At 53.7% G+C, this 5,079-nt stretch carries 4 protein-coding genes; 1 reads left to right on the top strand and 3 read right to left on the bottom strand.

The window, feature by feature from the left end; translation table 11 throughout:
* The 3 genes from B3Z49_RS15445 to B3Z49_RS15435 all read right to left on the bottom strand — a co-directional run.
* Nucleotides 1–851 (bottom strand): ABC transporter permease (locus tag B3Z49_RS15445; RefSeq protein ID WP_296992484.1); only part of this gene is annotated, 851 nt, incomplete at its 3' end.
* Nucleotides 848–2,413, bottom strand: coding sequence for a sugar ABC transporter ATP-binding protein (locus tag B3Z49_RS15440; RefSeq protein WP_296992482.1), 1,566 nt, complete (start codon nucleotides 2,411–2,413; stop codon nucleotides 848–850). The genes B3Z49_RS15440 and B3Z49_RS15445, both read right to left, overlap by 4 nt.
* A gap of 74 nt (nucleotides 2,414–2,487) precedes the next feature.
* The gene (locus B3Z49_RS15435; protein ID WP_063089524.1) at nucleotides 2,488–3,600 is read right to left on the bottom strand and encodes a substrate-binding domain-containing protein; all 1,113 of its coding nucleotides are present in this window, start codon (nucleotides 3,598–3,600) and stop codon (nucleotides 2,488–2,490) included.
* A 439-nt stretch (nucleotides 3,601–4,039) separates the two neighbouring features.
* On the opposite strand from B3Z49_RS15435, the gene B3Z49_RS15430 reads away from it, so the two are divergent.
* On the top strand, nucleotides 4,040–5,079 hold a 1,040-nt coding region (locus B3Z49_RS15430; RefSeq protein WP_296992479.1), incomplete at its 3' end, for a hypothetical protein.

Genomic DNA, 5,079 nt, shown 5'->3' with positions numbered 1-5,079 from the left:
GCGCTGCCGACACCGCCAAACAAAGACGTGCCGCCAATGACAACTGCGCCGATGGAGTTGAGTGTGTACTCATTGGCAATCGACATTTTCGCAGCCCCGGAATAGGTCAGTGCTGTCAAAAGGATCCCGCCAATCGATGCAAGCAACCCGCTTAGGGTATAGGCCAACATCTTTGCTCGATTGATCGGAATTCCGGACATATACGCCGCCTGTTCGGATGAACCGATGGCAAAGGCGGCCCTTCCCAAAACTGATCGGCGATACGGGATCCAGATGAACACAACGACGGCCAGCAACAGCAAAACGCTATGCGGGACGGCAAAAGATGATCGCGTCATGAAGTCGGCAAGTTCAAAATTGACCGATCCGCCCGGCTGGGGTCGAACGGCAAGCGCAATACCGAAATAAACCGCGCTGGTAGCCAGTGTCGCGATCAGCGGCTGCAACCGTCCATAGACGATAATCAAGCCATTTACGGCCCCACAAGCCAGCCCAAGCAACAGCACACCAAAAATGCCGAACGTAGTTGCAATCGGCCCATCAACGACAATCGTCGACGCAAGGCAGTTCGCCAGAACGAATGTCGCCCCGACCGACAGGTCAAGCCCGCGGGTAATCACCGGCAGGGTCTGCGCCATGGCGACAAGTGCCAGCAATGCGCCCTTGTTGGCCGCGGTATTTATCATGTTGGGCGTCAGGCCCGCAGCCTGCTTCCAGCCATAAACGATGAACATGGTGGCAAAGATAAGCATTGCGATCAGAATACCGCGCTGTGCTGCCGACAGGCGGCCCACCCAGCCGAAGTATTTTTGTCGAGAAACCAGATCTGCTGGTTCTGAGCTCACAGTCATAGCGACGCTTCCTGTAGTTTTTTTGGTTCAGTTCGTTTTGCTGCCTGTTCCGGCAGGTTAAGCGCGGCTGACACCAGATTTGTTTCGTTAAGGTCATCGCCGGCAAGCGTTCGAACGATCCTGCCGTCATACATCACCAGCACTCGGTCGCAGCAGCCAATGAGCTCGTCGTAATCGGTTGAATACAAAAGGATTGCACATCCCTCTGCCGCTAGTTTCTGCAAGAGTTGATAGATTTCCTGCTTGGTGCCGACATCAATTCCGCGCGTCGGATCGTTCAACAGAATGATGCGTGGCTTGGTCATTAGCCACTTGCCGATAACGACTTTCTGCTGGTTCCCCCCGGATAGCGCCCCGACAGGGCCATCAATGCCATCTGCCTTGATTTTGAGGAGTGCGATCATCTCGTCAATCGCGGCCTCTTCTGCGCGTTTATCAACAACGCCCATCCGGCTCATTTTTTCGACCGCGGCAAAAGACAGGTTTTCACGTACGGTCGTTGACAACATCAGGCCTTCGTACTTGCGGTCTTCGGGCACCAAAGCAATGCCGATGTCATCTGACTTCGCCATTTTCGGGCTATTCAACTTAACCGGCGCGCCATTGATTTCCACTGATCCGCTCGCCCCGATCAGGGTCCCAAACAGCCCCAATTGCAGTTGTCGTTGCCCCTGCCCATCCAAACCGCCGAGCCCGACAATTTCCCCCGGCCGCATTTCCAGATCGATGCCATTAAGTTCATCGTTCCAGGAAAAGTCTTTGACCTTCAGGATCGGCTTGGTTGCGGTGGGTCGGGTGCTTTTTGCCGGATAGACACTGCTGTATTCGCGACCGATCATCATCTCGACAACGGCACTGTCCGATTTTGTGCCGTTTTTGAATGTCTCGACTTTCGTGCCATTGCGATAAACCGTACAGGTATCGGCCAGTTCAGCAATTTCGGGCATGCGATGCGAAATATAGATGATCGCCATCCCTTCATCGCGAAGCCGATGAAGCATCTTAAAGACCTTGTCGACATCGGCCGCCGTCAGGGCAGACGTCGCTTCATCTAAGATCAGAATTTTGGGGTTACGTGCCAGTGCCTTGGCGATTTCCACCATCTGACGCCGCGACAGTGAAAGATTGCTGACGGTTTCCATTGGATCAATGTTTTCGCCGCCCACACGCGCAAGGGCCTCTTCGGCGATGCGGCGCTGGGCCCGATAATCGATCATTCCGAATTTAAGTGGCGGACGGGTAATGCCAATATTGTCGGCCACTGTCAGGTCCGGCAAAAGCGACAATTCCTGAAAAATGCACGACACGCCCAGATCATTGGCCTGTTGCGGATTTGCAAAGCTTACGGTGTTGCCATCAAGTTCGATCGTTCCGCTATCGGGCTGCACAACGCCCGAAAGGATCTTGATCAGCGTCGACTTCCCTGCGCCGTTTTCACCAAGCAATGCATGGATTGATCCGCGGTGCGTATCGAAGCTGACATTTTCCAGTGCGCGGACACCACCGTAACGTTTGGTGATGCCCGACATCGATAACAGATAAGGAGATTTGCTCTCTGACACGGCAGTTTTCCTAACTTTATTGAGTACCGTCGACGCCATGCACGGCATCGACGGTACCCGGACGTCTATTGTTGTTAGTTGTTTTCGCCTGTCTGAGACGCGATTTCTTCAGCCGTAAAGCCAATGTTGCAGGCTTCGAAATTGTTACCCGCAAAGAAGCTGCCCGGCAGTTTCGGGAACATCTCGACACCTTCCTTGAACGGGGAATAGGAAATCGAGGTCGGAAGCGCGATTTCTGACGGAACGACTTCACCCTTCAAGGCCGCAATTGCGGTTTTGATGGTCACAGATGACTGTGCCGGTCCCGTTCCGCCCGACTGGCAGCTCAGTTCTGCGCTGTTGCAAAGCTGACGAAATGCGTTCTCGGTTTCACCAGAAATCGGGGCCTTGAACACGCCTGCATCGAGCATTGCGGTGGCAACACCTTGTGAGCCGCCCTGAACGTAAATACCGTCAAATACACCGCCGGCCGCAATGGCATCTGCCGTTACTTTTTGTCCGTCACCAGGCGCCCAGTTGCCGACAACATCGACGACTTCGATATCACGCCCGGATTCCTTGATCACCTCATGGAAACCCTCATTACGTGCGATGTCGACGGGTTGGCCAGCCGGGCCACGGACATGCAGGAACTTGGCAGGGCCATCACCGCTTTGTTCCAGAAGGAACTTACCGGCCGACATACCCAGCCCTTTCTGATCAACGTTGATTGCGATCTGGTTGGGATCATCAATCACGTTGTCAAACGACAGAACGACAACATTGGCTTCATTGGCTTTACGCACCACCGATCCAAATGCGCGCGTGTTGTTGGCGTTAATGATAATGGCGTCAAAGCCCTGATCGATAAAGTTGTTGGCCGCGGCAATCTGTGCGGCGATGTCCTCACCAACCGACACAACTTTGAATTCTTCGATCTCGGCCGCGACTTCCGGCTGTGCGGCATAGGCCTTTGCGACTGCGATCATCTGAACGCGCCAGTCATTGGCGATGAAGCCGTTTACAAGCGCAATCTTGTATGGCCCTTCGCGCGCAGGCCACTGGAAATAGGCAGTATCATCGGAAACCGGTGTGAAGCACGCCGGATCGGCACCCGGACCAGCAACAGTGTTTGGCCCGGCAAACGCAACTTGTGCGGTCATCATCAATGCGACAGTGGCTGTCGTCATCGTCAGTAATTTTTTCATGGTAGTCCTCCCGTTGGATGCGCTGTTCTTTATCGCTTCCTCAGCAGGTCAGCGCCCCTGCCCGCATTGTGCAAGTTCTTGACGTCTCGTTTGTCGCATGCCGACGACGAGCCTTCTGATCAATGATCACAAGGGTCGGTTCTTCTGGTATTTTCAGAGAAATTTCGTATTCATGCCGTTTTGGCGTGAATCGAGATTTCCCCCCTGATGTCAGCATGTGACTTATTGTTTTTGTTTGGCTCTTTACCGTCGTGCGGCAAAGTTTGGTCAATGCCTGAAAACCAGACACCAAACCATGGCGCAATCTTCATCAGTTCTGATTAAATCGTAAAGAGCAGTTTCCGCAGAACGCATACGGTGTTACGCATCCAAGTTGCGGGTTCCCGCAAGACAAGAGAAATGCCTGTGAATATTATCGAAGAGCTGGAGGAAACCACTCATGTCGGATCTTGCTCATTACCTTCGCATCTCCAACTTGCTTGCGGGGAACCTTGATATTCACTCGGCGCTCAGCTCGGTCAAAACCGAGATCGAGAAGATTATCGAGTTTGACCACCTTGATGTGTGCCTGATTGACACGGACAAAAGGTGGGCGACGGCCTATGAGGTTGGCGTCGAAACAGCCTGGAGCAAGATGCGCTCCCATGTGCGCAAGGCGCCTATCCGCGACATTCTGCTGGGTAAGACCGACCATCTATTGACGGGAAATGCCCTTGAGGATCCCCGTTTCCTTTTCCCGGGCGCGGTAAGTGCGCCGATTATTGACCACGAACTTCGCAGCCGCGTCAGTGTCGGCATGAAGGTTCTGGGTGAAGTCGTTGGATCGTTGAATTGTTCTTCGAAAAAGGAAGATTTCTACGACGAGAGTCATCTTGAGCAGATGCGCATTTTGGCCGACATGCTGGCGCCGTATTTCTATGCCTTGCGCGCCAACGAAAAGGCCAACAAGGAGGCGATCATTCGCGCTGAAATCCTTGCACGCGAAGAAGGTCTGCGGCTTGGCGCACTCAGCCTTACCGACGCGCTTGAGGCCGAACGCCAGCGCATCGGTATGGATTTGCATGATCAAACTTTGGCTGACCTGACACGCATTGCACGGGACCTTCGTCCGGGGCTGAGCGAAGCACAGTATCTAAGGCTGCAGCAGCAAGTCCAAAACATGATCCAGGGTCTGCGCGATATCATTGATACCTCGATCCCATCGATTCTTGACCTGTTTGGCTTCCACCATGCTGTCCAGACGCATCTGGAACGGGCTGTAAGCTATGACAGCGCAATGCGCTTCAAGGTCGATGATCAGACAGACGGGGCGATTGACCTGTTGCCTGAAACAACCCGCATCGCAGTCTTTCGTATCTGTCAGGAAGCCATCAATAATGCCGTGCTGCATTCGAATGCGTCGCTTGTTTCGGTCTTGATTACCAAAAGCCCGGATGACTGCCTGACGATCCGCGTTTCGGATAACGGAAACTTCCAGCC

This window comes from Thalassospira sp. UBA1131 (assembly GCF_002311515.1).
Lineage (GTDB): Bacteria > Pseudomonadota > Alphaproteobacteria > Rhodospirillales > Thalassospiraceae > Thalassospira.
This window is presented reverse-complemented; position numbering and strand designations above follow the sequence as displayed.

Coding starts and splice junctions, on each gene's coding strand:
- B3Z49_RS15435 (WP_063089524.1), bottom strand. CDS start 3,600: ATGAAAAAATTACTGACGATGACGACAGCCACTGTCGCATTGATGATG.